General features: G+C 69.8%; 25 protein-coding genes. 10 read left to right on the top strand and 15 right to left on the bottom strand.

All coding sequences use genetic code 11. The annotated features are described in order from the left end of the window. Window positions 1–16: 16 nt before the first annotated feature. The gene (locus ACWD4J_RS07990; protein WP_451394459.1) at window positions 17–808 is read left to right on the top strand and encodes a S1 family peptidase; all 792 of its coding nucleotides are present in this window, start codon (window positions 17–19) and stop codon (window positions 806–808) included. A 128-nt stretch (window positions 809–936) separates the two neighbouring features. On the opposite strand, the gene add is transcribed toward ACWD4J_RS07990, so the two are convergent. The 5 genes from add to ACWD4J_RS07965 are packed head-to-tail and all read right to left on the bottom strand — an operon-like array spanning window position 937 to window position 5,608. Beyond that, window positions 937–1,974 (bottom strand): adenosine deaminase, encoded by a 1,038-nt coding sequence (gene add, locus ACWD4J_RS07985; protein ID WP_451394458.1) that lies wholly within the window; start codon window positions 1,972–1,974, stop codon window positions 937–939. A 5-nt stretch (window positions 1,975–1,979) separates the two neighbouring features. Then, on the bottom strand, window positions 1,980–3,068 hold the full coding sequence (locus ACWD4J_RS07980) for an ABC transporter substrate-binding protein (protein ID WP_451394457.1): 1,089 nt from the start codon (window positions 3,066–3,068) through the stop codon (window positions 1,980–1,982). 49 nt (window positions 3,069–3,117) lie between these two features. Next, on the bottom strand, window positions 3,118–4,050 hold the full coding sequence (locus ACWD4J_RS07975; RefSeq protein WP_451394456.1) for an ABC transporter permease: 933 nt from the start codon (window positions 4,048–4,050) through the stop codon (window positions 3,118–3,120). After that, window positions 4,047–4,793 carry an ABC transporter permease subunit gene (locus ACWD4J_RS07970; protein WP_451394455.1) on the bottom strand — a complete coding sequence of 249 codons (747 nt, stop codon included), beginning with the start codon at window positions 4,791–4,793 and terminating at the stop codon, window positions 4,047–4,049. The genes ACWD4J_RS07975 and ACWD4J_RS07970 overlap by 4 nt, the downstream gene beginning before the upstream one ends. After that, window positions 4,790–5,608: an ABC transporter ATP-binding protein gene (locus ACWD4J_RS07965; protein ID WP_451394454.1), complete on the bottom strand. Its 819-nt coding sequence runs from the start codon at window positions 5,606–5,608 to the stop codon at window positions 4,790–4,792. Before ACWD4J_RS07965 ends, ACWD4J_RS07970 begins: the two co-directional genes overlap by 4 nt. Window positions 5,609–5,913: 305 nt before the next feature. Between ACWD4J_RS07965 and ACWD4J_RS07960 the strand changes: the two genes are divergently transcribed. Beyond that, window positions 5,914–6,528: a TetR/AcrR family transcriptional regulator gene (locus tag ACWD4J_RS07960; protein WP_451394453.1), complete on the top strand. Its 615-nt coding sequence runs from the start codon at window positions 5,914–5,916 to the stop codon at window positions 6,526–6,528. A gap of 105 nt (window positions 6,529–6,633) precedes the next feature. Here the strand turns inward: ACWD4J_RS07960 and ACWD4J_RS07955 are convergent, their stop codons facing one another. Continuing rightward, window positions 6,634–7,467, bottom strand: a complete 834-nt coding sequence (locus tag ACWD4J_RS07955; protein ID WP_451394452.1) for a TauD/TfdA family dioxygenase — start codon at window positions 7,465–7,467, stop codon at window positions 6,634–6,636. Window positions 7,468–7,759: 292 nt separating this feature from the next. On the opposite strand from ACWD4J_RS07955, the gene ACWD4J_RS07950 reads away from it, so the two are divergent. Together ACWD4J_RS07950 and ACWD4J_RS07945 are read left to right on the top strand one after the other, a co-directional pair. Continuing rightward, a complete protein-coding gene (locus ACWD4J_RS07950) occupies window positions 7,760–8,296 on the top strand; it encodes a hypothetical protein (RefSeq protein WP_451394451.1) in 537 nt (178 codons plus the stop codon). Window positions 8,297–8,374: 78 nt separating this feature from the next. Further along, complete coding sequence (locus ACWD4J_RS07945; protein ID WP_451394450.1) at window positions 8,375–9,025, top strand: LysE family translocator; 651 nt, start codon at window positions 8,375–8,377, stop codon at window positions 9,023–9,025. Window positions 9,026–9,049: 24 nt separating this feature from the next. Here the strand turns inward: ACWD4J_RS07945 and ACWD4J_RS07940 are convergent, their stop codons facing one another. Then, window positions 9,050–10,174 carry a winged helix DNA-binding domain-containing protein gene (locus ACWD4J_RS07940; RefSeq protein ID WP_451394449.1) on the bottom strand — a complete coding sequence of 375 codons (1,125 nt, stop codon included), beginning with the start codon at window positions 10,172–10,174 and terminating at the stop codon, window positions 9,050–9,052. Between the two features lie 110 nt (window positions 10,175–10,284). Here ACWD4J_RS07940 and ACWD4J_RS07935 point away from each other — a divergent pair, with 110 nt between their 5' ends. Next, complete coding sequence (locus ACWD4J_RS07935) at window positions 10,285–11,457, top strand: magnesium and cobalt transport protein CorA (protein WP_451394448.1); 1,173 nt, start codon at window positions 10,285–10,287, stop codon at window positions 11,455–11,457. On the opposite strand, the gene ACWD4J_RS07930 is transcribed toward ACWD4J_RS07935, so the two are convergent. The 7 genes from ACWD4J_RS07930 to ACWD4J_RS07900 form a co-directional block, all read right to left on the bottom strand. Beyond that, window positions 11,435–12,016: a hypothetical protein gene (locus ACWD4J_RS07930; protein ID WP_451394447.1), complete on the bottom strand. Its 582-nt coding sequence runs from the start codon at window positions 12,014–12,016 to the stop codon at window positions 11,435–11,437. The genes ACWD4J_RS07935 and ACWD4J_RS07930 overlap by 23 nt on opposite strands. 107 nt (window positions 12,017–12,123) lie before the next feature. Beyond that, window positions 12,124–13,809, bottom strand: coding sequence for an RICIN domain-containing protein (locus tag ACWD4J_RS07925; RefSeq protein ID WP_451394446.1), 1,686 nt, complete (start codon window positions 13,807–13,809; stop codon window positions 12,124–12,126). A gap of 492 nt (window positions 13,810–14,301) precedes the next feature. Further along, the gene (locus ACWD4J_RS07920) at window positions 14,302–15,312 is read right to left on the bottom strand and encodes a LacI family DNA-binding transcriptional regulator (protein WP_451394445.1); all 1,011 of its coding nucleotides are present in this window, start codon (window positions 15,310–15,312) and stop codon (window positions 14,302–14,304) included. A 514-nt stretch (window positions 15,313–15,826) separates the two neighbouring features. Then, window positions 15,827–16,630, bottom strand: a complete 804-nt coding sequence (locus ACWD4J_RS07915) for an ATP-binding cassette domain-containing protein (protein WP_451394444.1) — start codon at window positions 16,628–16,630, stop codon at window positions 15,827–15,829. A 2-nt stretch (window positions 16,631–16,632) separates the two neighbouring features. Further along, complete coding sequence (locus ACWD4J_RS07910) at window positions 16,633–17,697, bottom strand: ABC transporter permease (protein ID WP_451394443.1); 1,065 nt, start codon at window positions 17,695–17,697, stop codon at window positions 16,633–16,635. 100 nt (window positions 17,698–17,797) lie between these two features. Beyond that, the gene (locus ACWD4J_RS07905) at window positions 17,798–18,889 is read right to left on the bottom strand and encodes a sugar ABC transporter substrate-binding protein (RefSeq protein WP_451394442.1); all 1,092 of its coding nucleotides are present in this window, start codon (window positions 18,887–18,889) and stop codon (window positions 17,798–17,800) included. A 444-nt stretch (window positions 18,890–19,333) separates the two neighbouring features. Further along, complete coding sequence (locus ACWD4J_RS07900) at window positions 19,334–20,371, bottom strand: LacI family DNA-binding transcriptional regulator (protein WP_451394441.1); 1,038 nt, start codon at window positions 20,369–20,371, stop codon at window positions 19,334–19,336. A 184-nt stretch (window positions 20,372–20,555) separates the two neighbouring features. Here ACWD4J_RS07900 and ACWD4J_RS07895 point away from each other — a divergent pair, with 184 nt between their 5' ends. From ACWD4J_RS07895 to ACWD4J_RS07875, 5 genes are all read left to right on the top strand, one after another. Then, on the top strand, window positions 20,556–21,737 hold the full coding sequence (locus ACWD4J_RS07895) for a Gfo/Idh/MocA family protein (protein WP_451394440.1): 1,182 nt from the start codon (window positions 20,556–20,558) through the stop codon (window positions 21,735–21,737). Window positions 21,738–21,795: 58 nt separating this feature from the next. Further along, window positions 21,796–22,809: a sugar phosphate isomerase/epimerase family protein gene (locus tag ACWD4J_RS07890; protein ID WP_451394439.1), complete on the top strand. Its 1,014-nt coding sequence runs from the start codon at window positions 21,796–21,798 to the stop codon at window positions 22,807–22,809. Continuing rightward, complete coding sequence (locus ACWD4J_RS07885; protein WP_451394438.1) at window positions 22,806–23,570, top strand: SDR family NAD(P)-dependent oxidoreductase; 765 nt, start codon at window positions 22,806–22,808, stop codon at window positions 23,568–23,570. The genes ACWD4J_RS07890 and ACWD4J_RS07885 overlap by 4 nt, the downstream gene beginning before the upstream one ends. Before the next feature lie 85 nt (window positions 23,571–23,655). After that, window positions 23,656–24,513, top strand: a complete 858-nt coding sequence (locus tag ACWD4J_RS07880) for a sugar phosphate isomerase/epimerase family protein (protein ID WP_451394437.1) — start codon at window positions 23,656–23,658, stop codon at window positions 24,511–24,513. 258 nt (window positions 24,514–24,771) lie between these two features. Continuing rightward, window positions 24,772–25,167, top strand: a complete 396-nt coding sequence (locus tag ACWD4J_RS07875; RefSeq protein WP_451394436.1) for a TOBE domain-containing protein — start codon at window positions 24,772–24,774, stop codon at window positions 25,165–25,167. A gap of 55 nt (window positions 25,168–25,222) precedes the next feature. Here ACWD4J_RS07875 and ACWD4J_RS07870 read toward each other — a convergent pair whose 3' ends face one another. Beyond that, a complete protein-coding gene (locus ACWD4J_RS07870) occupies window positions 25,223–25,705 on the bottom strand; it encodes a molybdopterin-dependent oxidoreductase (RefSeq protein WP_451394435.1) in 483 nt (160 codons plus the stop codon). Between the last annotated feature and the right edge of the window lie 162 nt (window positions 25,706–25,867).

Genomic DNA, 25,867 nt, shown 5'->3' with positions numbered 1-25,867 from the left:
TTCCTCGAGGAGATCCATGTTCGGGCTCACCCGTGTCAAGAAGGCCACCGCCGCCTGCGTGGCGACCGCTGCCGCCGCAGCGACCGTCGCACTGGGCGCTCCCGCCGCCGTCGCCGCACCCCAGCCCATCGTCGGCGGCACGACCACCACGACGTCCGCCTACCCGTACGTCATGCAGATCACCAACGCCTCGCAGAGCCAGTTCTGCGGCGGCACCCTCGTGTCGGCGACCAAGGTGGTCACCGCCGCGCACTGCGTGGACGGCCGGACCACCAGCAACACCAAGGTCATCGGCGGCCGCACCTACCTCAGCGGCACCAACGGCACCGTCGCGTCGGTCAGCAAGATATGGATCCACCCGGATTACGTCGACGCCGAGCAGGGCGACGACGTCGCCGTCCTGACCCTGTCGACCTCGATGCCGTACACGCCCATCAGTTACGTCTCCTCGTCGGACACCGGTGTGTACGCGGCGGGCACCACCGCCCGCATCCTCGGCTGGGGCACCACCTCCTCCGGCGGCTCGTCGTCCAACCAGCTGCGCACGGCGACCGTCCCGACGGTCTCCAGCTCCACCTGCTCGGCCGCGTACGGCTCGTCGTACATCGCGTCCGACATGGTCTGCGCGGGCTACGCGGACGGCGGTGTGGACACCTGCCAGGGCGACAGCGGCGGTCCGCTCGTCATCGGCGGCAGGCTCGCGGGCATCACGTCCTGGGGCTACGGCTGCGCGGACGCGGACTACCCCGGCGTCTACACGCGGCTGACCACCTTCTCCTCCCTGGTGACGGCACAGATCAACTCCTGATCGCCTCCTGACCACCTTGTGATCGACTCCTGAGAACCCTCAGGTGCGCCGGGGCGTCGCGGACTGCCACAAGCGGGCCGCGGCGCCCCTCCTTGTCTCGGCTGTACGGTCGTTGTCCGTCCTCTCGGTCAGCCCAGCCAGGCTCGCACGCCCTTCAGGGCCTCGGCCACCGTGTCCGCCGGAGCGCCGGACGCCCGCAGGGAGTCTTCGGCGACGGCGGCGAGCTGGCGGTCCGTCAGGCAGAGGACGGTGCGGGCCGTCTCGTACTCGTCGAGCAGGCCGGGCCCGAAGAGCAGCGAGTCGTCGGCGGCGATCGTGCAGCGCACCCCGGCGGCGAGCAGGTCGGGCAGGGGGTGGGCGGTGAGGGATTCGACGACGCCCAGGCGGGTGTTGGAGGTCGGGCAGACGTCCAGCACGATGCCCTCCGCCGCCAGACGTGCAAGCAGTCCGGGGTCTTCGACCGCCCGTACGCCGTGCTGGATGCGCTGTGCGCCGAGCGCGTCGAGGGCGCCGAGGACGCTGGCGGGACCGGCGAGTTCACCGGCGTGCGGCGCAGCGATCAGCCCACCGGCGCGGGCGAGCGCGAAGGCGTCGGCGAACGGCTCGGGCGGGTGCAGAGACTCGTCCGCAGCCAGCCCGAACGCGACCACCCCGGCATCCGCCCGTCGTACGGCGAGCCGTGCCAGGTCCACGGCCTCGCGCGGATCGAGGTGCCTGAGCGCGGTGACGAGGAGCCCACAACCGATGCCGATCCGGTCCGCCGTGCCGAGCGCCTCGTCGAGCATGAGGTCCAGTGCGTAGGCCGGGCTGCGGCCGAACAGATCCGCGTACCCGACCGGGTTGACGGCCGGTTCGACCCACAACGCGCCGTCGGCGGCCGCATCCTCCACCACCTCCCGGACGATGCGGCGCAGGCCGTCCTCGTCCCGGACGAGCGACACAGCCTCCTGGTAGCGGAGCCCGAACTCGCTGAAGGTGCCGTACGCGGACACGTCCGGCACCGGCGCGCCCTGGCTCCGGGCGAGATCGGCGAGGGTGGCCGGCCGCATCGAACCCTCGAGGTGGAGATGGAGATGCGCCTTGGGCAGCGCCCGGAGATCCCGTGCCGCGGCGGTCGCCCGGTCCGTGACCGCCGCCGTCACCGTTGCCTCCGCTGTTGCATCCATCGCTGTCACACCGTCGCCTTCCCGTCGAAAACGGCGTCCAGCACCGACTGGTCGACGATCTTCGAGGCGCTGGGCAGCTTCTTGACTCCGGCGGCCTTCAGGCCGTCGTACATGTCGCCCCCGAGCAGCTTGTCATCGATGCGCAGCAGGCCCTTCTCCTTCGTCAACGCGCTGTGAGTGAAGGGGATCTGCAGCTCGTTCTCCCTGATCTGCTGCTTGAGGTCGAGGCCGAGGTCGACGCCGTACTTCGTGACGGCGAGCTTCGCGGCCTCCTCCGGGTCCTTCGCGTTGTCCTGCCAGCCACGGACCGTGGCGCGCAGGAACCGTTCCAGGACGTCGGCCTGCCCGGTCAGCATGGTCCGCTTGCAGAACACGACCGACGAGTACGCGGGCAGGCCCAGTTCGCTGTAGGTGACGACCTCGTAGTCCTTCCCCTTCTTCATGCCGTACTTGGTCTCCAGCGTGATCGGCTGGTTCGTGAGGAAGCACGTGTACGCCTTGCCCTGCTTCTCCACGAGCGGGCTGACGTCGTACCCGACCGGCGTGAAGTCGTAGTCCTTCTTGAGTCCGGCGCGGGTGAGGACCGCGTCGATGAGGGGCTGGGTGCCCTGCTGGCCCAGCACCTTGGCGCCCAGCAGGTCCTTCGGCTCGGTCACCGGGTCCGCGGCAAGCGAGAGGAGTCCGCCGGGGCTGGTCTGGAAGACCGCGCCGAGGAGCGCGAAGTCGTTGCCTTTGGGGATCGACTCCAGCAGCGTCTGCATGTTGGCGTGGACCCCGATGTCGGCTGAGCCCGCGGACACCGACTGCGTCGGGTCGGGGGTGTTGGGGCCGCCGGCCTGGAACTCGACGGTGAGGTTCTCGTCCGCGTAGTAACCCTTGTGGTCGGCCAGCCAGAACCCCGCGAACTCGACGTTCTTGATCCAGCCGAGGGCGACCTTGACGGTGGCGGATTTGGCTCCGGCGGCCCCGGAAGCGGTGCCGGACGAGTCGGCGGAGCCGCAGGCGCTGAGCAGCCCCCCGGCTCCGAGAGCGAGTCCGGAGGCGCCCGCCGCGCGTAGGAGAGCTCGGCGGGAGACATCTGGGCGTGGCGACACGGGCGTTCCTTCCACAGACACTTGAGGACGGAGCATGGGTGGCGTGAGGTCAGCTGAAGCGAGCGGTTCCCCGGCGTTCCGCGGCCCGCGCCCCGACGAAGCACAGGACGGACACGACGGTGGCGACCAGGGCCGTGCCCCAGGCACGGGCGGGGTCCATGAACGTGACGGACCGGGCGAAGAGCTGCCCGAGGCCGTGGGTTCCCAGCAGATACTCGGCGAGCATGGCGGCCAGTACGGCGGTGGGCGCGGTCAACCGGAGGGCGACGAGCAGAGCGGGCACGGCGTGCGGCAGCAGGAGCAGCCGCAGCCGGGTCGGGCGCGAGGCGGCGAGGACGCTGAAGACGTCGCGGGTCGCGGCGGGCGCGGCACGCAGCCCCGAACCCGCCATGACGAAGGCGGGGAAGAACGAGACCACCGTGGTGATCGTCAGTACGGCCGCGGTGCCGAAGCCGACGACGCGGGCTATCACGGGGATCATCGCGACCACGGGCACCGAGCGCATGATGAGTGCCAAGGGCGTCATCAGCCCGGACAGGACCGGAGACGTCCACACCAGCAGGGCGCCGGCCAGCCCGAGCAGCATGCCCAGCGCCACGCCCATCACCGCGTTGAGGAGCGTCCAGCCGAGGTCGGGGGCGTAGGCACCGGGGTTGCCGAGCACATCGCCGAACACGGCGGCCGGGGTGGGCGCGACGATCTGGTTGAGCTGCTGCGTCCGCACCCACAAGCCCCAGGCGGCAACGAGGGCGAGAACGGTCCAGTAGCGTGACAGCAGACGGCCGATGGCCTGCAGGGCCGTGCTGACGTGCGCCGTCATGGCGCCGCCCGGGACCACCGTCCCGGCCTTCACCGCCGACGTGCCGGTCACCCCGGCCTTGCCGGTCACACCCGTCTTGCCGACCGCACCCGCCTTGCCCATGACATGCGCCGTGCGGGTCGCGCCCGCCCTGCCGGTCGTCTGTGGTGCACGTCCGTTCATGCGAACCTCCGGGCTGCCGCCACGCGCAGGCCGGCCAGTGCGGCGTACGCGAGGAGGGAGATCGCGGCGGCGGACAGGGCAGCCGACCACATGAGCTCCGTCTGGAAGTTCTGCATCGAGCTGACCAGCAGAACGCCGAGACCACGCGGTGCGCCGAACCAGTCGCCGACGACGGCTCCCAGCACCGCCGCGGGCGCGGCGAGCGCCAGCCCGTCGAGCAGCAGCGGTACGGCGGCGGGGAGTTGGAGGCGCACGAGCGTGCTGCGCCGGGATGCGCCCAGGGCGCGGAACACATCGCGGTGGGCCTCGCTCGCGGCGCCCAGGCCGGACGTGGCGGCGACGAACACCGCGAAGCCGGCGGCCAGCGCGGCGATCACGGAGGGGGTGCCCTCGCGGCCGACGGTGGTGATCAGCAGCGGGCCGAGCGCGATGAGCGGCACGGCGTGGACGACGGCGGCCAGCCGGTCGAGCCCGGGCTGGAGGACCGGCAGCAGCACGCCCGTCACGGCGACGGCGAGTGCGACGAGCGCGCCGGCGGCGAATCCGGTGCCCGCGGCGGTCGCGGTGGCGGCGAGCGCGCGGCCCAGCAGATCGCGGGTGATCGGGTCGCCGAGGGCGGCGACGACCTGGGTGAGCGGCGGCCAGCTCTCCCCGAGCACACCGAGCCGCCCGGCGGCCTCCATGGCCGCGAGCAGCAGCAGGGTGCCGAGGGCGGTGAGCAGTGCGGTGCGGGCGCGGTTCACTCGGCCCCCTCGTCGAGGAGGGCGGTCAGCCGGTCGACGATGTCATGGAACTCGGCGTTCCGTGCGAGCGCCTTGTCGCGGGGCCGCGGCAGGGTGATCTCCTCGACGTGGCGTACGGTGCCGGGCCGGCCGGTGAGTACGACGACGCGGTCGGCGAGCAGCACGGCCTCGTCCACGTCGTGCGTGACGAGCAGCGTGGTGATGCGCTGATCGGCCCAGATGCGGGCGAGCTCGAAGTTCATGCGCCGCCGGGTGACGGCGTCCAGGGCGCCGAATGGTTCGTCGAGCAGCAGCACTTCGGGGTGCAGGACGAGGGCGCGTGCGATGGCGACCCGCTGCCGCATGCCGCCCGACAGCTGCCGGGGCCGCGCGTCGGCGAACCCTTCGAGTCCGACGAGTTTCAGCAGCTCGGTGACCCGTTCGGCGTCCAGGGGCCGGCCCGCGACCCGGAAAGGCAACGCGATGTTGTCGTACGCGCTCGCCCACGGGAGCAGGGCGTGCTCCTGGAAGGCGATGCCCAGCCGGTGGCCGCGCACGAGTTCGGCGGGCGCACCGCCCTCGACGAGCACTTCGCCGTACGTGGGTTCCTCGAGGCCGGCGACCATGCGCAGCACGGTCGACTTGCCGCAGCCCGACGGCCCGAGCAGGGCGACGAACTCGCCGTGTCCAACCGTCAGGTCGACGGACTCGAGCGCGGTGACGGTACGCGAGCGGCGAAGTCTGAACTCCTTGGTCACCCCGCGCAGTTCCAGCGCGGCGGAGACGGGCGGTGCCGGTACGGCGGGAGGTGACTCGCTGATTCCGGTGGTGGCCATGAAGGCCCCTCCTTGCTCGTGAACCAATCGGTTCATGGACGGTAGGACGAGCCGGTTTCACGGGCATTGCGACGGCTGAGCCGAACCGTTACGCCCCGGCGGTCCGCACGCGACCGCCCCACCCTGCACGCGCCGGCCGACCGCGACCGTTCGGCCCGATCCGGCCGCCGGGGGGCTCCGCCCCCAGACCCCCATCGACTTGGCGGGCTCGTCCTCAAGCGCCGGACGGGCTGAAATCAGCCGGTCATGAGCGCCCGCACACACCCCCCGAACCCCCGGTCATCAGCCCGGTTAGAGTGCGAGACATGTCCCCTGATCCGGAGGAGAGCGAGCGCGCACGCCTGCTGCGGCTGAGCGCCGACCACATCCTGGCGCACGGTGTCGCCGGCCTGTCCCTACGCGGCATCGCCCAGGCCGTCGGCAGCAACAACCGCATGCTGCTGTACTACTTCGGGTCCAAGGAGGAACTGATCACGGCGGCGCTCACGGAGGCGGGCCGCCGCTTTCCGCTGCTCGAGCCGGTCTTCGAACTCCTCGAGGACCGGTCGCGGCCGCTGCGAGCCCGGCTCGAGGCGGCGTGGGAGACGCTGTCGGCGGACGAGAACCTTCCCTTCCACCGCGTCTTCTTCGAGGTGCTGGGCCTCGCGGGGTACCAGCGCGGCCGCTTCGACGCGTTCCTCGGAGCCGTCGCCAAGGACTGGCGCGAACGGGCGGCGGCCGCGCTGCGGGCCGACGGCGTACCGGCGGGCGCGGCCGACGATCTTGCGCGCGAGCTGGTCTCACTGTGGCGCGGCCTCCAACTGGACCTGCTCACGGCAGGGGACCGCGCGGCGACCATCCGCGTGAACGCGGCGGCGGCCGCCTCCTTGGCGGCCAGGGCGAAGAAGGCGAGGACAGCGGCACCGCTCGGCGGACGCTGAGGCCCGAATGGGCCGCCCGTAGACGGCCCGTCCCGCGTGGAGGCCGGGCAGCGCGCCGTTCGCGGGCCCCGTCGCCGTCGGCTCGTTCCCGCCGACCTCGCCGCGCTACGCGCTCATCGGCAGCTTCGGCACCACGATGTCGAGCGGCCCGTCCGGAATCGCCATCGCATCCGTCGACCAGCCCCAGATCGAACAGACCCTGCGCCGGGGATCACCATGGCCGTCCCTCCCGTGCAGGACGCGGTAGTTGTCGATGCAGATCATGTCGCCCGCCTCGACCCGGAACATGGGTCCGGTGTCGCGCGCGGCGACGACCGCCTCCTCCCACCTGCGTACGAAGGTCCAGTGCTCGGCCTCCGACGGACCCTCGACCGGTGCGAGATACGGGTGGTAGCGGCCCTGGAAGCGCCCGGAGGGCACGGTGCGGGCGATGGGCGTGTAGACGCTCTGCGGGAAGTTGGGCTCGGAGTGGTCGATGTCGATGCCGCGGCAGAAGTCGGCGATGGCAGCCCACTCCGGGTCGGCGCCGAGCAGATCGAGCAGCCGGGAGGTGTCGATGAGGAAGGAGTCGCCGCCCTTGGCCGCGGGGCGCTCGCACCACAGGAACAGGTGGTCGGGCGCGTAGTCGCCGAACGCGAAACCGTCGTTGTGCGCGACCATCCGCTCCTCGGTGGGCGCGAAACTGCGCTTGCGGCCGCGCGAGTCGGCGGGCTGCATGGCCACTTTCGCCGCCTCCTTGTCACCGTGCGCCTTGGTGGCCTCGAACTGCGTACCGATACGCACGGCCTTGTCACCCATGACCTCACGGCCGAACGCGACGGCCGACCGCTCGTCGCCGAGTCCCGTCACGATGGCCGCACCCTCGGCGGCGAGCACTTCGCGGGCCTCGGCGGCACCGGCCACCCGGCGCGGGATGAAGCTTGCGGAACTGACGTCCATTTCCGACTCCCCTTGACGTGGGTCCAGTGTCTCCTGCGCGAACGCAGCGTTGAACCGATCGGTTCAACCAAGGTAGGGCCGCCGTGTTTCACCCGCATGTCCCGCACGGAACGCGTCGAATTCCCCTGCAGAGCAGGACATTGGGGCACACGAGCCCGCTGGCGACCTTGACGCGTGGGAGCGCTTCCGATTGGGTCGCGCGCATCCGCTGCACCGCAGTCCACCGCACCGCACCACCCATGCACCGCACACGTACTGCACCGCCATCCACCGCAACGGAAAGGGATTCACCATGAGACGTGCCGCTGTCCTGCTGGCGACGGTATGCGCGACGACCCTGCTCCCCGTATCGACGGCCGCAGCCGACAGCCCGTTGCCGGGCAACCCGACGGGGGCCGAACCCTGGGAGCCCTACGTGCAGCAGGAGTTCTCCGCTCCCGCCGGCCGCTACTGCTCCTTCCCGCTGCAGCTGAAGGTCGTGGAGCAGGACATCCGCAAGCGGGTCCTGGAGCGCTACCCGGACGGCGCCGTCAAGCGCGAGGAGTACGAGGGTCCGCTGGTCGTCGCGTACGTCAACGGCGACACCGGCGCGTCCGTGGAGCGCGACACGGGCGGCCGCGGCTTCCCCGAGTACCGCACCGACGGCACCTTCCTGCGCTACACCGCGGTCGGCCCCGTCGGCTTCGGCATCCGCGAGGGGGACGACTTCCCGAAGGGCTACTACGTCGTCGACGGCATCCACGTCATGGAGTTCGCCGTCGACGGGCGCCGTAGCTTCTCGGTACGGCGGGGCCCCGAGGAGAACGTCTGCGAGGCCCTCGGGAACTGACTGAGCGGCTCGGCCCCGCAGAACCCCCTCCATGACGGGAGGCGTGCGGTTGAATGGCGGGCGTTGGAGGTGATGGGCATGGTGTCCACGGACCGGTTCCTGGCCTTCGCCGCGATGTCGCTGCTGGTGATCGTCATCCCGGGGCCGAGCGTGCTGTTCGTCATCGGCCGGGCCCTGGCACACGGCCGGCGGACCGCCGTGGCGACCGCGCTGGGGAATGTCTTCGGCTCGTATCTGCTGGTCGTGGCCGTCGCGTTCGGGGTCGGCTCGGTCGTGGAGCGGTCCGTCGCGGTGTTCATGGCGGTGAAGCTGGCGGGCGCCGCGTATCTGGTGTTCCTCGGCGTGCAGGCGTTCCGGCACCGCAAGGAGCTGACGGCCGACGCCATCAGGGCCGTGCCGTCCGACGCCGCGGCGCACGGCGATCTGCGTACCGTCCTCGACGGTGTCCTCGTCGGTGTGACGAACCCCAAGGGCATCGTCTTCTTCGCGGCGGTGCTGCCGCAGTTCGTCGACCGCACGGCGGGTCGTCTGCCCACGCAGATGCTGCTGTTGGGGCTGGTCCCGATCGGCATCGGCCTGGTCACGGACACGCTGTGGGGGCTGACGGCGTCCGCGGCACGCGCTTGGTTCGCCCGCTCCGACCGGCGCCTGTCGCTCATCGGCGGTGCCGGCGGCTTCACCATGATCGGCCTGGGTGTGACGGTCGCGGTGACGGGCCGCGCGGACTGAGCCCCCTGCCCGCGGCGGCAGCCCTTACGCGACCACGGTTCCGAACCGGATGTCGTACGAGGACGCGTCCGTCATCACCTTCAGCATCCGCTCCCCCTCCGCAGCGACTTCGTCCCGCTGCACCCGGGTCAGGGCGTCGAAGGGCTCGATCGTCAGCGTCGCCGCCGCGCCGTCCCTGCTCTCCTGAAGCCGCCATACGCCCGCCAGGAAGCCGTCGACCAGCAGCGTGCAGAAGGCCTGGTTCGCCTTCCAGCTGCGGCCCTTGTGCTCGGCGGGCACGACCCGGGTGCGGTCGGCGTGGGAGAGCAGCAGGTTGTCGAACTCGGGCAGGAAGCGGGGCGGTGCGGGGACGTCGGGTGCGGGGCGCGGTGCGTCGGGGAGGTCGAAGAGTTCGGTGCCCCGCTCGTCGCGGAAGGTGAGCAGCCGGGGCCGCAGCCGCTCGAAGGCGTCCCGCAGCCGGGTCAGGCCGGCCCAGGTCTGCATGTCCTTGACGGAGGCGGGGCCGAAGGCGGCGAGGTAGCGCAGGACGGTGGCGTCCGGCTCCGGGGCCTGCTCGCTGGGGCGGCCCAGCCACTTCTCCGCGGTCGTGAGGACGACCTGGCCGCTGTGCCGCCACATGCCGCGCGGGGTGGCCTGGACGAGGGGCAGCTTGCAGCGGGCGGCGAGGGTGAGTGCCTGCGGATCGGCCTCGGGCCACTCGGCGAGCAGCGCCGCACGCAGCTGCTTCACGGTGCGTGGCGCGGCCTCGACCAGCTCACGGCCGAGCTCGGCGAGCCGGTCCAGGTCCACGCCGGAAAGCCCCTCGCGGAACTGGTTCAGCTCCCGGTCGCGTGCGGCCTGCACCAGCGGCCGCAGTGTGAGGCAGTCGTCGGCGGTGTGGGTGTGGATGGTGGACCGCATGGTGACGATGCGGACGACCTCACGGGAGGCCATCAGCGCGGAGAGCTCCTCGGGGCCGAATCCGTCGAGCCGCGCGGCCAGGGCGACGTACGGCGGCCTGACGTTCTGCGCCTGCAGGCCGACCAGGTGCTCGACGGCGTCGCGTGCGGACAAGGTCGCCCGGCGCAGGAGCAGTTGACGGTCGAGCGTGGCCCGGTTGAGCTCCCGGGTGCCGAGCACGGGCGCCGCCGAAGTCGTCGTCTTCGTCATGCCCCGCACGCTAGCCCGGATTGCGGACAGCTACAGTCCTGTCAAAGCGGCCGATAAGGACCGGCGGCACATCGATACGCGAAGTGATACAGGCACGGGAGGCTGCCGCGATGTCAGAGCGACGAGGGCGCCCCGTAGCGGCTCGCAGGATCGCACGGAAGTACGCATGGCGGCGGGCGACGGCCTCTCCCCCGCCGCCGGCCGCCGAGCCCGCGCCGCCGCAGCCGCCGCGGGACGCCTCCGCCGACCCGGCCGCGGAGGTCGACAGCATCGTGCAGGCGGTGCTGTACCGCGACGGCGTACGCGTCTCGGCCCCGGCCTCTCTCGCGGAAACGTTCCACGAGCTGCGCAAGCAGCAGGACGGCATGGCGTGGATCGGCCTGGCCCGCCCGACCGAGGCCGAGCTGCTCTCCCTGGCGGCCGAGTTCGACCTGCACCCGCTCGCGGTCGAGGACGCCATGGAGGCCCACCAGCGCCCAAAGCTGGAGCGCTACGGCGAGACGCTCTTCGTCGTCCTGCGCGCCGCCCGCTATCTCGACGCGCCCGAGGAGGTCGACTTCGGCGAGCTGCACGTGTTCGTCGGCCCCGACTTCGTCATCACGGTCCGGCACGGCGCGGCCCCGGACCTGTCGGCCGTGCGCCGCCGTATGGAGGAGACCCCCGAGCTGCTCAAGCTCGGCCCGGAGGCCGTCCTGTACGCCATCCTCGACGCGGTCGTCGACGGCTACGCGCCCGTCGTCGCCGGCGTGCAGAACGACATCGACGAGATCGAGACCGAGGTCTTCCGCGGCGACCCCGAGGTGTCCCGCCGCATCTACGAACTCTCCCGCGAAATGGTCGAGTTCCAGCGCTCGACCCGCCCCCTCGTCGGCATGCTGCACGGCCTGATGGCCGGCTTCACGAAATACGGCACGGACGACGAACTCCAGCGCTATCTCCGCGACGTCGCCGACCACGTCACCCACACCAGCGAGCGCGTCGACGGCTTCCGCCAGGCCCTGGCGGACATCCTCACGGTCAACGCGACCCTGGTGACCCAGCAGCAGAACGCGGAGATGCGGGCGCTGGCGGAGGCGGGCTTCGAGCAGAACGAGGAGATCAAGAAGATCTCTTCATGGGCAGCGATTCTGTTCGCTCCGACACTGGTCGGGACGATCTACGGCATGAACTTCAGGGAGATGCCGGAGTTGCACTGGGTACTCGGATACCCCTTCGCTCTGGTCCTTATGGCGATCGTATGTGCCAGTTTGTACCTCATCTTCAAGCGCAAGGACTGGCTCTGAGTAATCGGCGAGACGGGCGCATGCCCTGCAGGCTGGGAGCGACGAAGACCCGTGTCGTAGCCTCCCTCAGGCCGCTGGGGAGAATCTGGGGCGCGTTGTTGTCGCCGTAGACCTGAATGTTGGTGATGACCGCTGCGACCTGGCGCTCGTACGGGGCGGTGTCGACACCCACCTCTTCGAGGTACTCGGAGACGGTCCGGAAGATGCAGGTCTGCGTCAGCACGACGTGCCGCTTGGCATCGTCGCTCTGGTGCATGTCGGTGACTTCCTCAGTGGAGTATCGGTCGGGCAGACTGACCGGATCCTTCCCCTCGGCCCTGCCCTCCTCACGCCGTCCACCGAGCCCGAGCCGAGTCACGAACCGCCACAGCGCGACCGGACCCGCGACCGCGTCCAGTATCGATTGGGCCACGAGCCAGCCGAGCAGACGGGGCCCACGCTTAACGACCGGCGTGCCGGCGACCCGCAGTTCGTTGTACACCGGCGTGATCACCTGTGACCGGACGGTCAACCGCAGTTCCCCCGCTTCCAGCGCAGCGTGCACGAACACGCTGACCACAACCCCACCGGCAGGCTGCGGCCCCACAGGCCGCAGAGGTTCGCGCCGTCGCCGCATGCGGCAAGGGCCGTTCCGCAGGCGGAACGGCCCTTGCCGACGCTCAGCCCTCAGGAGAGCGTGATGCTGTCGAGCTCTGCGTACCCGGTGCCTCCCGAGAAGCCAGGCGATCCCTTGGCCAGACGAATCATGTTGTAACCGGCGTGGAGATTGACGTTGACGGTGACCGCGCCGGTCGGGTTGCCCCATCCCGAGCTGGTCTGCGGGTAGGTGACGGTGGACCAGGAGCCGCCGTTGTATGCCAGGCCCTGCGTGGAGTTGGCTCCCGTGGCGTTCGCGTACTTGACGGTCATCGTGTACGAGCGGGCAGTGGGCACGTTGACGAGGAAGTCCACGAAGCTGTCGTCACGCATGTCGGTCTTGTTGTCGATCTGACCGACGTAACCGCCGTTCGAGGCATTGGTGGAGCTCAGCCGGTTGGCGTTGACGACCGTCGCGTTCTCCGCCTCGTAGGTCTGCTGCCACGTCGGCGTACCGGTCGTCGGCGTGATGAGGAGCTGGTACGCCTTGACGGCGTCCATGCCGCTCACCGGCACGGTGATGCTGCCGTCCGAACCGACGGTGTACGTCGCGGTCGACACGGTGATCGGAGCGGCTTCGTTCGTCGTACGACCTGTGTTCTCGGTGCGTGAGAGCGTCACGGTGACCTGTGAACCGAGGGCACCGAGTCCGTTCACCTTCACCGCGTTGTCGCCGCTGTCGCCGCCGAAGACCACGTTGACCTGCTTGCGGCTTGCGTCGTACGAGGCGACGCCGTCGAGCCAGGACTGGGGAACCGTCTGGACGATGTTGCCGGACTGGTCGCCGTACCACTTGTACGCCCAGTAGGACGCCGTCGGCTGGTTGTTGTAGAGCAGGCCGTCCATCGTGCCGGCCTCGTACCAGTAGGCACGCTCGGCGTCGTGCACGCCGGCCCGCTCCAGCGAGGCCATGTAGTGCACGCCGATGCTCGGCTGGTCGACCTGCGTCGGGGACGCGTACTCGTTGATCGAGATCGGCCGGTGCGACAGCCCCAGCGAGGTCTCGATGCTGCGGAAGTCGTCGACGTGCGCCTGGATGTTCTGGTAGCCCAGGTTCCCGAGTTCGTGCCACACCGCGACCGCCGGAAGCGTGTTGGTGTTCTTGGCGTTCTGCATGAAGTCGAGCATCCAGCTGTGGTCGTAGCTGCTCGCGCCCGGACCCACGATCGGTGTGCGGGTGTCGATGGCCCGGATGTCGCCGTAGGTGCGCGTCCACATGGCGTCGAACGAGCCGGCGTTGCCGCCTGTGCTGGTCGTCCAGTTCGCGTCGGGCTCGTTCCAGATCTCGTAGCCCGCGATGTTCGTGGTGCCGGTGGCGTCCATACGGGCCTGCACCATCGTGCGGACCTTCGATTCCCAGTCGGCCCAGCTCACCCAGTTGTAGGGGAAGTTGCTGAAGATGTCGGGCAGCCGAACGTACTGTTGGCCGCCCGCGTCGGTGATCTTGCTCGCGACCTGGAGCGCGTCACAGCACGGCGAGGTTGCCCCGTTACCCAACTGCTGGGTGCCCGGCGGGGGCTGGGTGAAGTTGTTGACGTGCAGCGGGTACAGCTGGCTCAGTGGCGGGTTGCTGCCGGTGTCGACACCGTAGAGCCCGCCGGCGGCCACGTGGGTGACGGGGCGCACGGCCGTGCCGACGTTGACCGTGAGCGTGTTGCCCGCGGCGTGTGCCGGGGCCGCCGTGGCGAGACCGAGCAGCGCCATCAGGGACGCCATCACGGTCGTGGCCGCGGTGTGGCGCGTCAGCCGACCGCTTCTCGCAGGTACGTGCGGGGCCGCGTGCGGGGGTATGGGCGCCGCTCGAAAGCGACGTGCCGTAGTAGATCGCCGGAACACGGGGTTCCTTCCCTTCCTGGGGATTTGCCGGACGGGGATGAGTACTGAAGGGATGCGGGGAAGCGTTTCCCCATAGCTGTTCGACCTTTCCCGGCGTCGCAGCGCAGGAGGAGCCGCAGGCCTCAAGAGCGGTGTCCTGCGGCAGCGGTTTCTGAAATGCCAGATCAATTACCCTTTGAGGCATCGAAGTTGCGGCGATGTTTCCGCACAGTGAGAGCCGTGTCAATAGAAGGGAACACGCGCACAGCGCGAGCAAAGCGAACCCTGTGAGGTAACGCTTCCCCATCGACGGCACATCGGATCGCCTGCCCTCGCGGACCGTTGCAGTTCGCTTCGCGCCCGGGCCAAGGGCGCCGGGGGTCTCTCGGCAGGTCAGCCGGACGCGGTCGATCCCCTGACCACCAGCGTGCAGGAGTGCAGCCGCACACCACCACCGACCGGCTCGCCGTCGATCATGCCGAAGAGGTCGCGCACGGCCGCGGCGCCGAGTGTCTGCAGGTTCATGTCCACCGTGGTCAAAGGCGGATCGGTCTCCAGGGCGAACACCGCCCAGTTGTCGAATCCGGTGATCGCAATGTCGTCCGGCACCCTCCGGCCCGAGGCGCGCACGGCTTCCGCCGCCCCCATGGCGAGCTGGTCGGAACCGCAGATGATCGCGTCGACGTCCGGAGCCTGCGCCAGCAGTTGTTCGGCGGCGACACGCCCGGCCCGCTGCGACCACGGCGTGTGCAGCACGCTGTGCGCCGGCTCGACACCGCTTCGCCGCAGGGCCGCGTCAACGCCCTTCCCGCGCTCGACGACCGCTCGCCCCGACTGCGGGCCCGTGATCACCGCCGGCCGGCGACGGCCCAGCTCGAGGACGTGTTCCGTCGCGGCGCCGGCGCCCGACAGGTCGTTGGGCACGTGCACCACGTCGTTGCCCTCGCCGGTCTCGCCGTACACGTAGACGACGGGGGGGCCGAGTCGACCTATGCCCGGCGTGGGCGCGTTGTTGTCCCCGACCACAAGCACGCCGTCGACCTTGCGTTCCCGGAAACGATCGACGATCTGCCGCAGTCGCGTCTCGTCCCCCCGGGCATCGCCGATGATCATGCTGAGGTCGATCTCGCCGAGCGCCTCCTCGGCACCGAGCAGAATCGGCAGGGCAAAGCGCTGCGCCAGGCTGTCCACCACCACCAGCCCCACGGTGCCGCTGCGTCCGGTGATCAGGCTGCGCGCTATGCCGTTGGGTGTGTAGGACAGTTCTCGGGCGGCCTTGAGTACGCGCCCGCGGGTCTCGGCGGACACCCGTGCCCGGCCGTTGATGGCCTTGGACGCAGTGGTCAGTGACACACCCGCCCGGCGTGCCACTTCGGTGAGGGTCGCCGCCCGCGCTGACTGCATGCGCCGATTGTTGCAGGTCAGGGCGCGCGACGGGACGGGATTGTTTTCGGGGGCGGGCCGCCTTTCGCCAGGTGACCAGGGCGACGGGCATCCTCGGTGCGCCTCCACCATGGTCCGCCCGGCTTCGGAAGGCGTGGGGGGTGGACGGCTCACAGTCTTCCGGCATCGTCGGCCAGGTCCGCGAGGTGCTCGCTGTCCGGTAAACGACATCGGCTTCAGGCCGGCAACCCACGCCTGTTGACTCGACGATGCCGAACGCCACCATCGGCTCCCGCGTCCTGCCACCGCATCTATGTGCCCAACCCGTACGCAAGAGCAGACGAGCGAGCTGCTCAGGGCGACTCAGCCCTGAGCAGCTCGCTCGGCAAGGGACCCCGTGACACTCAGCCAAAGGGCCCAGCGCGTCGGACAACGCGGCGAGCAGGGGGACTCACCCCCTGCTCGCCGGTTGAAGGAAGACAGGAAGACGCAGCGTGAGGCACGGTCCTCAACCGTGCCCCACACGCTCATACGCTCACACGGCGGTGTCGGCGTCGGCCTGGAGCTGGGCGAGTTCGGCCTCCAGGTGGGACATGGCCTCGCCACCGGCCATCAGGTCGGTGATCTCCTCACGAGTGCGCTCGCCCTTGCGGAAATCGTCGGCCTTCTGACCGCGGATGAGAACGGCGAAGTGGTCGCCGACCATCATGGCGTGGCGGACGTTGTGGGTGACCAGGATGACCGCGACGCCCTTGGCCCGCGCCTGCATCACGATCCGCAGAACGTGCGCCGCCTCCTTCACGCCCAGCGCCGCTGTGGGCTCGTCGAGGATGAGGACGTTGGCGCCGAAGTAAACGGCACGCGCGATCGCCAGCGCCTGGCGCTCACCACCGGACAGGCTGCCGACCAGCCGGTTGCCGTCAGTGACCCGGGTGATGCCCAACGACTGCATCTCGCGAACCGCGATCTCACCCGCGAGCTTCTTGTCGAACAGCTTGAACGGCCCAAAGCCCTTGGTGGGTTCGGCACCCACGAAGAAGCACCGGCCGACACCCATCAGCGGGAACGTGCCGCCGAACTGATGCACGGTGGCAATGCCCTGGGCACTCGCATCCCGCGGGCTGTCGAACTCGACCGGCTTGCCGTTGACCTCGATCGTGCCGGACGTCGGCTTGTGGAACCCCGAGAGAATCTTGATCAGGGTGGACTTGCCGGCGCCGTTGTCACCCAGCAGGCACAGCACCTTCCCGGCGTCCACCTCCAGGGAGATATCCGCGAGTGCGTTGGTGCCGAGGAACGACTTGTTGACGTCGGTCAGACGCAGAAGGGGGGTCGTCATGGTCATGCCTTCTTCGCAGTGCGGGGCTTGTAGGACAGGGCGAGGCGGCGGAACGTGTTGTTCATCAGGACCGCGGCGAGGATGAGGATGCCGAGGATCAGGCTGGCCCAGTCCGAGTTCCAACCCGTGTAGTAGATGCCCTGGTTGACGATCGCGAACGTCAGCGTGCCGAGGACTACACCGAAGACGGAGCCGTAGCCACCCGTCAGCAGCACACCGCCGACGACCACCGCGATGATGGAGTTGAAGACGAAGGACTGGCCGTTGGCGACCTGCGCACCGTTGTAGAGGATCGTCTGGATCACACCGACCAGCGCGGCACCGAAGCCACTGGCCATGTAGAGGGCGATCTTGACCTTGTCGACCGGGATACCGGTCGCCCGCGCGCTCTCCTTGTCCCCGCCGATCGCGAAGATCCAGTTACCGTACTTCATCAGCTGCAGCAGCACCGTCACCACGACCGCGATACCCAGCCACCAGAAGATCGCCACCTCGAACTGACCGGCGATCAGCGTGCCGAACACCGCCTTCGACAGCGGGTCCGGACTGATCGGAACACTCGTCGTGCCGGTCGTGACACGAGACAGGCCCAGCGTCAAACCCGCCATACCGGACAGCGTGGCCAGCGTGATGACCAGCGAGGGCACGTTGGTGCGGGTCACCAGAACGCCGTTGAGGAGTCCGACCAGCAGACCCAGCCCCAGCGCGAGGACGATACCCACGATCACCGGCGCGCCCCAGTACCCGGAGACGATCGCCAGCGTCATCGAGCTGCCCGCCAGCACCGAGCCCACCGACACGTCCAGCTCACCGGCGATCATCAGCAGACCGACCGGGATGGCGATGATGCCCAGCTCCGCGGCGATATTCAGCCAGCTCGCCGCACCCGCCGGAGCCAGGAACTTGGTACCACCGAAGATCGCGAAGAAGACGAAGACGGTGATAGTTCCGATGAGCGCGCCCGCCTCGGGACGGTGCCGCAGTTGTGACAGCCAGCTCTCGGACTGCTTCGGTCGAGCGACGACGGGCGCGGTCTCGGCCGTCGTGTCAGGAAGTGAGGTTGTCATCGGAATGGAGTCACCTTCGGGAATCTGGTTGTGCTGCGAAGCGGGCTCAGGAGGAAGGGGGTGCCGGGCCCGGGGAGAGGCCCGGCACCCTGGGGGTGGGTCAGCGGACGCCGGCCTTGGCGCCTGCGATCGCCTTGTCGACGTTGTCCTTGGTGACCAGCAGCGGACCGGTCAGGATCGGGTTCTGCGGCGGAAGCACGCCGTAGGACAGGTACTGGCTGGCCATCGACACGACGTAGAAGCCCTGCAGATACGGCTGTTGGTCGATGGCGAACAATTCGGTGCCGGCCTTGATGCGGTCGAGCTGGCTCTGTGAGAGGTCGAAGGTGCCCAGCTTGACCTTGCTGCCGACGCCCGCCTGCTTGATCGCTGCGGCCGCGCTGTCGGCGTCACCGACACCGATCGTCACCACCGCGTCGATGCCGCTGTCCTTCAGCAGCGCGCCCTTGATGGCCTGGGTGACAGCGGACGGGTTGCCGAAGTTTGAGGAGGGCAGCGGGAGTTGCTTGGACTTGGCACCCTTGCTCTGGGCGCCGTCCTTGATGCCCTTGCAGCGGGCCTCCTGGTTGGCGGAGCCGGGCACGGTGTTGACGCACAGGATGTTCTTGGCGCCCTCTTCGGCGAACTTGACGCCGCCCGCTTTGCCCGCCAGGTAGTCGTCCGAGCCGACGTACTTCACCGCACCGACCTTGTTGGCCGCCTCCACACCGCCGGAGTTGTAGATGAACACCGTGATGCCCTTGGCGATGGCCTCCTTGATCGCGGAGTCCTGGTTCTCGGGCACCCAGTCCGGCACGACGATCGCCGACGGGTTCTGCGATATGGCGGTCAGCGTCAGCTTGGCGGCGTCCGGGCCGAGGTTGTCGTAGTTCTGCGGGCCGAGGTAGGTGACCTTGCCGCCGCCCGCCTTCACCAGCTTCGCCGCGTCCTCGCCGCCGCGCTTGACCGCGGACCAGAACGGGTCGTCGGACTTGCCGCCGATGACGTATATGGAGTTCTTGCTGTTGCTCTTCGTGCCGGATGTCGATCCGCCCCCGGCCGTCGCCGTTGCCTGGCCCGCATTGTCGCCGGTGGCCTTGCCGCTGGCGCACCCGGTCAGCGCGGTGGCCGCCAGGGCGAGCAGGCTCACCGCGGTCAGGCCACTTCTGGAGAGACGGCGGCCGGAGGGCCGCCAGGTCTGCGTGCGTTCCATGTGCTGGGGTTCTCCTTCGTGTGATGCCGGGCGATGTGTGAGCGGGGCCGGGCAGGGCTCGGGATGTGCTGGTGTGCGAAGCGGGTCGCACGCGGGCCCGGGGAAGACCGGCACGTTCGCGGTACCGGGTGTTTCGCCTGGCCGGGCAGAGAGGTGTCGGCGATCAGTGGAACGGCTCGGCGCGAGGGTGCCCCGGCACCGGATACGGCAACGCCGGACTGGATGGTTCGGTGAGGGTTCCGCGTTGCTTTAAATCGCTTTAAGCGGTGGCCAGAGCATGCTTGTGTTTCGGATACGTGTCAAGACTCTGCTCACAAATGCACACTGTCCCGTCATCCGCCCGGGAAAGGCTGCACTTACCACGCATTTCTGCCCTGAGCGGCCGCACCCCACGGTCGGCGAGGCGCACCACATGCCACCCTCGTGCGGAGCGGTTCGGCGGGATCAGCGTGGTTGCGCCGTGGTTCCGCGGACGACGAGGGAGGGGGCGAGGACGATCTCGCGCGGCTCGGTGCGGCCGTGATCGAGGCGTTCGACGGCGGCCGTGACGGCCCGCCGGGCCTGCTCCTCGGCTTCCTGGCTGACCGTGGTCAGATCGAAGCAGGTCAGCCGGGACAGGGGGCTGTCGTCGTAGCCCACGACGGAGACATCGCCGGGGACCCCGACCCCTGCCCGCCAGAGGGCGGTGAGCATGCCGATGGCGCTCCGGTCGTTGAACGTCACGACGGCGGTCGGCAGGTCACCGCTGTCGAGCAGATGCCGGCCGGCCTTGTCACCGGCTTCCTCTGTGACGTCCCCGTGGAGGATCCTGATCTGCGCGTCGAGACCGTGATGACGCATGGCGCTGCGGTATCCGCGGCGACGGTCCGTGGCGATGACGCCCTTGCCGCCGTCGACGTAGACGATCGCGCGGTGACCGAGACCCGCCAGGTGGTCGACGATCTGGCCGACGCCGTCTTCGTCGGCACTGCGTACGACGTCGAGACCGGCTCCGACGACACGACGCCCCACCGAGATGACGGGGGCCTTGCGGTCGAGTTCGGCGAGGACGGGGACGGGGGCCACCGGACCGATGAGGATCAGGGCCTCGCAGCGGTAGGCGAGGAGTGTGTCGATCGCCGTGTTCTCGTCGCGGGTCCGGGTCTGGGTGCTCAGGACGAGGTCGTAGCCGACCTCCTCGGCCGCCGTGTGCAGGTGCTCGACCAGCTCGGCCTGGAAGGCGCTGTGGACGTCGATCATGACCCCGAGCAGCCGGCTGCGCTTGCTGGCCAGGGCGCTGGCGGTGCGGTTCGGGCGGTAGCCGAGTTCGGCGGCCGCCTTCAGGACCCGCTGCCGGGTGTTCCGGCTCGGCCCCGGCACGCCACGAAGCACAAGGGACACCGACGCAGTGGACAGGCCGACGCGCGCGGCGACGTCCTCCAGCCGGGGGCGCTGCACCGCGCCGTTGCCGCCCTCGGGGGCGCCGGAGCTGAGCTCGTCCACGCGACCTCCCGCGGTTTTGAGGCAACACCCTTGACATCTGCCTGTGACGCCGCCGATAGTACCAGGACTTAAAACGCTTTAAACAAGAGCTTGGTCGCCCGGCCCGGAACGGGACCAGGACACCACAACTCCCGGTCTCCAGGCCCCCAGCCACGGCGCACCGTCGCGCCGGAGAGGAATCACAATGAGCACACGGCCGATCGGGGTTGCGGTCATCGGCGCCGGCATGGCGGGCCGGGCCCACCTCAACGGCTACCGGCAGGCCGCGACGCTGTACGGCGCCGGGCTGCCCGAGGTGCGGCTGGTCGCCGTCGCCGACGCGCACCAGCCCTTCGCGCTGGACGCCGCCCGCCGCTACGGCTTCGAGCGCGCAGAGACCGACTGGCGGACGATCGCCGAGGCCGACGACATCGACGCCGTCAGCGTCGTGGTCGCCAACGCCCTGCACCGCGAGATCGTCGAGGCCCTGCTGGCCGCCGGCAAGCACGTGCTGTGCGAGAAGCCGCTCGCCCCGACCGTGGCCGACGCCGAGGCCATGGTGAAGGCCGCCGAGTACACCGGCCTGGTGGCCGCCACCGGCTTCACCTTCCGCCGTTCCCCCGCGATCAACGCAGTACGGCAGCAGGTGCTGGAGGGCTCGCTCGGGCCGGTCCAGCACTTCAACGGGCACTACTGGTGCGACTACGGGCACAACCCGGACGCCCCCATCAGCTGGCGCTACCGCGGGCCGCTCGGCTCGGGCGCGCTGTCCGACATCGGCAGCCACCTCATCGATCTCGGCGAGTACTTCTGCGGCCCGGTACGGAGTGTGCAGGGCGCCGTGCTGTCCACCCAGGTGCCGGACCGTCCCGTCCCGCTCGGCACCGCGGTCGGCCACTCGGCCGACGTGGCGGTGAGCCAGCAGCGCGAGCGGGTCGAGAACGACGACATCGCCACGTTCACCGCGACGTTCGCCTCCGGCGCCGTCGGCACCTTCTCCGTCTCGCGCATCGCCCGGGGCCTCGCCAACTCGCTGGGCTTCGAGGTGTTCACGAAGGGCGGCGCGGCGACCTTCGAACTGTCGCGTCCGGCGGAGTTCACCATCACCGACGCGGCGGCCTCCGACCCCGTGGACGGCTACCGGCGGGTGGTAGTCGGCCCCGGCCACCCCTACATCGCCGGCGGCCTGCCGATGGACTTCCCCAGCGTCGGGCACGGCCAGCACGAGTTCTTCGTCTGGCAGGCCCGGGCGTTCCTGGAGCAGATCGCGGGCCTGGACCGGCTGCCGCCCTGCCCCACGCTCGCCGACGGGCTGCACAACCTGCGCGTCATCGACGCGATCGTCGCCTCCGCGGACGCGGGCGGCAGGGCCGTCACCGTCCAGTAACCCGAGCCTTTCGCCCCACCCGCACCGCCACCCCCGAGAAGGACCGAGGAAGCACACGATGAAGCTGGGCCTCTACAACGCGATCCTGCACGACCGCCCGCTGCCCGAAGCGATCAAGGTCGTCGCCGATCTCGGCCTGACCGGTCTCGAGGTCAACACCGGCGGCTTCCTCCCGCCGGTGCACGTGCCGACCTTCGACGACATCCTCGTCAGCGACGCCGCCCGGGACGACTTCCTCGGACTCTTCGAGGGCACCGGCGTGGCCATCGCCGGCCTCAACGCCAACGGCAACCCGCTGCACCCGAACCCCGCCATCGGCGAGAAGCACGCCGAAGACATCCGCCGCTCCATCCGCCTCGCCGAACGCCTCGGCCAGCACCGCCTCGTCACCATGTCCGGCCTGCCCGGCGGCGAGCAGGGCGCCACCCGCCCCAACTGGGTCGTCAACGCCTGGAACTCCGCGGCCCTGGACGTGCTGGACCACCAGTGGAAGATCGCCGCGGACTTCTGGCGCGAGACCGACCGCCTCGCCCGCGACCACGACGTCAAGGTCGCCCTCGAACTGCACCCGCAGAACATCGTGTTCAACTCAGCCGACATCCACAAGCTCATCGACCTCACCGGCGCCACCCACGTCGGCGTCGAACTCGACGCCTCCCACCTGTTCTGGCAGCAGATGGACCCCGTCGCGGTCGTCCGCCACCTCGGCGAACTCGTCTTCCACGCCGCCGCCAAGGACGTCCGCATCAACCCCGAGCACGCGGCCCTCAACGGCGTCCTCGACAACAGCTTCCGACGCCTGTCGCCCGACGAGCCGCGCACCAACCTCGGCGGCGACGAGTGGGCCAACGAGTGGCCGAAGGAATCCGCCTGGGACTTCGTCGCCCTCGGCAAGGGGCACGACGTCGCCTACTGGACCGAGTTCCTGCGCGCCCTGCACGAGGTCGACCCGGACATGCTGGTCAACATCGAGCACGAGGACACCGAACTCGGCCGCGTCGAGGGCATCGCCGTGGCCGCCGAAGTACTCAAGGCGGCCGACGCGGCACTGCAGGAGTCACTACGGTCGTGATCGCCTGGGCCGGCTACCCCTACCGGGGCCAGGTCGTCCTGGTCACGGGAGCCGGGACCGGCATCGGCCGGGCGACCGCACGCGCGTTCCTGGAGCAGGGAGCGAGCGTGGCGGTCCTCGGCCGCAGCCGGGAGCCACTACAGGAAACCGCTGCCGGTTTCGACGCCGAACGCGTCCTTGTGCTGGCCGCCGACGTGACGGAGGCCGACGCCCTGGAGCGCGCGGTGGCCGCGGTCACGGAGCGCTTCGGCCGCCTCGACGTCGTCGTCGCCAACGCCGGCACCAGCGAGCCCAGCCGCATCGACACCTTCGACGACACCGCCTGGGAGCGCCTGCGGTCGGTGAACCTCGACTCGGTCATCGGCCTCGCCCGTCTGACGGTGCCTTCGCTGCGTGCCACGCGCGGCAACCTCGTGGCGATCTCCTCCATCGCCGGCCTGCGCGGCGACTGGGCCCAGTTCGCCTGCAACGCCACCAAAGCGGCGGTCAACGGGTTCATACAGAGCCTCGCACTCGACCTCGGCGCCGACGGAGTACGGGTGAACGCCGTCGCCCCCGCCTTCACCGTCTCCCGGCTCACCCAGGAACGCCTCGACGACCCCGAGTTCACCACGCGGCTCCTCGACCGGGTGGCCCAGCCCGAGGACATCGCACGGGCCGTGCTGTTCCTCGCGAGCCCCGACGCCGGATACATCACGGGAACCGTGATCCCCGTCGACGGCGGCACCAGCGCCTCCAGCGGAACACCTCGACCCCTTTAAGAGACACACAGAAGGAAACGCCGAAGCCGCGACGCCGGCAACGGCAACGGCAACGGCAACGGCATCAGAAGGAGCACTCACCAGCATGAAGATCGCCCTCGATCCGTACATGATCCGCCATGTCCCGCTGCTCGAACTGCCCGCCATGGTCGCCGAGTTGGGCTACGAGTGGATCGAGCTCTCGCCGCGCGAGGACTTCATCCCGTTCTTCCGCCACCCCCGTGTCGACGACGCCACCGTCGCGAAGTTCCGCAAGGCCCTGGAGTCCGCCGGTGTCGGGATCTCCTCCGTCCTGCCCCTGTTCCGCTGGTCGGGGCCGGATGAGGACGCCCGGCAGGCCGCCGTACGGTACTGGAAGCGCGCCATCGAGATCGCCGCGGACCTCGGAGTCACCAGCATGATCTCCGAGTTCAACGGGCGTCCGGAGGAGGCCGACCGCAGCGAGGCCCAGTTCTGGCGGTCGATGGACGAACTGCTGCCGCTGTTCGAGCGCGAGGGCATCAAGCTCACCCTGGAGCCGCATCCCGACGACTTCATCGAGAACGGCTACGACGCGGTCAACTTCATCCGGGGCATCAACCACCCCAACGTCGGGTTCCTCTACTGCGCCCCGCACACCTTCCACATCGGCAACGACGCCCCCGGCATCATCAAGTACGCGGGTGACCTGCTGACCCACGTCCACCTGGCCGACGCCTTCGACCACACCGCGTCCTCCGGCAACCGTTACATCCTCAACCCGCCCGGCACCGCGGCCCGCATCCACCAGCACCTCAACATGGGTGAGGGCGAGGTCGACTTCGACGAACTCTTCCGCGAACTGCAGGCGAGCGGCTTCGACGGCACCCTCACCGCCTGCGTGTTCGCCTGGGAGGAGAAGGCCAAGGAGTCCTCCCTGTTCATGCGGGAGAAGATCAACGAATACCTGGCCACTTGGAAGTGACCTCGCGAGGGGCACGGGGCGTCGGTCGGCGAGGGCGGCGCAGGCCGGTAGCCGTCCCGCCCAGTTGCTCCCGGACCTCGGCGTCGATGCCTTGAGCCGGCCGCGCCGGCCACTCCTCGGAGCGCGCCCGGTTGTCCGGCATCCCGACCTTCGCCGGTTCCTCCGGGCCGGGAGATGGAGAAGCGACCTCCCTGCAGCAGGGGCACTCGAGATCCCCGGGCGTCACAGACAGTCGTCGGCGGGCCTATCTTGGCGTGCATGCAGTCATACACGATCGGCCAGGCCGCACGGCTGCTCGGCGTGAGTCCGGATACCGCGCGTCGGTGGGCGGACGCGGGCCGGGTGGCGACCCATCGCGACGAGGCCGGGAAGCGGCTCATCGACGGGAAAGATCTCGCCGCCTTCTCCGTGGAGCTCGCCAAGAGCGGGGGCGGCGAGGCGGACGCCCCCTACACGTCGGTCCGCAACGCCTTCCCCGGCATCGTCACCGCGATCAAGCTCGGTGACGTGGCGGCCCAGGTGGAGATCCAGGCCGGGCCGCATCGGCTGGTGTCGCTGCTCACCCGGGAAGCGGTGGAGGAGCTGGGTCTCGAGGTCGGTATGGAGGCCACCGCCCGGGTGAAGTCGACGAACGTGCACATCGACCGCGTGTGAGCGGGCCTGCGCTCCGGCCCGGCAGTCGTGCTTCACCGGGTTTCTCTCGGCGCCGTCAGGTCCACGCGGTGTAGCCGCCGTCCACCCGTACCGCGTCGATGCCGCTGATGTACCGGGCGCCGCAGCGGTCCTGGGGCAGGACGAGCTGGGGGCCGGCGTGGTCGAGCGGGGTGCCGTCGAGGGTGACCGCGAGGAGGACGGGGGACCGGCCGAAGTCGGGGTCTATCTCCGCCCAGGACAGCAGCGCGTGGTGGCCGTCCGCGCCGTGTACGGCGATCAGGAAGCGCAGGCGGTCCTTGCGGCGGGCGGGGTCGAAGACGGGGCCCGCGTCCGTGAGCACGTCGTGCAGGAGCGGTCCGGTGAAGGTGTGGTGCCGGCTCCCGCTGGTGGCGCACTCGAAGGCGACCTGCGCCCGGTGCTGGGACCAGGCGAGAAGGTCCGGCACGGTCAGCCGGGCCGGACGCGTCAGATCGCCGGTGAGGGCGAGTTCCGCCGCCTGTCCGGCGGCCGTACGGGCAGCTGCGAGGGACTGACTCACGGGCTACCACCTCCCCGGTGACCGTACCCGCACACTCATCTCGTACAAACGCACATGCGATGCCAGCCGATAGAAGATCTGGCTCATGCGATGTGACGGGAGACTTTTCCCTCGCACTTGCGGCATTATCATCGGCGCATGCACACCTACCGGATCGGGGAC

It is taken from the genome of Streptomyces sp. NPDC002577, from assembly GCF_053594815.1.
This window is presented reverse-complemented; position numbering and strand designations above follow the sequence as displayed.